The organism is Planctomycetota bacterium (genome assembly GCA_039819165.1).
In the GTDB taxonomy this organism is placed as follows: Bacteria; Planctomycetota; Phycisphaerae; order Phycisphaerales; family UBA1924; genus JAHCJI01.
Window position 1 is genome coordinate 1 of the sequence record JBCBSM010000011.1, and the last position, 587, is coordinate 587.

2 protein-coding genes are annotated in these 587 nt (G+C 53.5%); both read right to left on the reverse strand.

Translation table 11 applies throughout. From position 1 onward, the window contains the following. Positions 1-44: 44 nt before the first annotated feature. Positions 45-197 carry a hypothetical protein gene (locus tag AAFX79_13770; GenBank protein ID MEO1009624.1) on the reverse strand — a complete coding sequence of 51 codons (153 nt, stop codon included), beginning with the start codon at positions 195-197 and terminating at the stop codon, positions 45-47. Positions 198-204: 7 nt separating this feature from the next. Next, on the reverse strand, positions 205-432 hold the full coding sequence (locus tag AAFX79_13775; GenBank protein MEO1009625.1) for a hypothetical protein: 228 nt from the start codon (positions 430-432) through the stop codon (positions 205-207). Between the last annotated feature and the right edge of the window lie 155 nt (positions 433-587).

Sequence of the window (587 nt, forward strand, 5' to 3'; positions counted from 1 at the left end):
CAACAGCCATACCAATGACAGCAACAGCGTGAGTGTCCTTTGTTCTAGTGGCAGTTGTTGTTGTTGCTGCTGCTGCTGCTGCTGTTGTTGTTGGTGTTGGTGTTGGTGTTGTTGGTGGTGTTGTTGGTGTTGTTGTTCGTAGCTCCTCGTAGCTTCTGACGTGGGCGGCTGCTCAGCTTGCTGTAGTCGGACGACATGTGTCGACTAGTAGCAGAAGAGATATGGAAGGACCAGCCGGTGGAGCAAGATGCTACGTGCGGTTTGTTGTGGTTGTGGTTGCGGTTCTTGTTGTTGTTGTTGTTGTTGTTGGTTGGTGGTGGTATTGATGGTGGTGGCGGTGTTGACGTTGTAAGCGGTGGTGCTTGCGTTGCGACTTAGCAAGGGCGCGACATGTCGGCTGGTTTGTGGGGCACCTTCCTTCTCATCTGCCACTCGCTATGCAAGTCGCGCTGTTTGGGACCTTCGCTGCTGTCGCTAAGGTTGTTGTTGTTGTTGTTGTTGTGGCACTTCACCACTCTTATCGCTATGGCCTGCAGCAACTCCCACCCCCTCACTCAAGCACCCCACACACGACCCCCTGCGTTATC

Coding starts and splice junctions, on each gene's coding strand:
- AAFX79_13770 (MEO1009624.1), bottom strand. CDS start 197: ATGTCGTCCGACTACAGCAAGCTGAGCAGCCGCCCACGTCAGAAGCTA.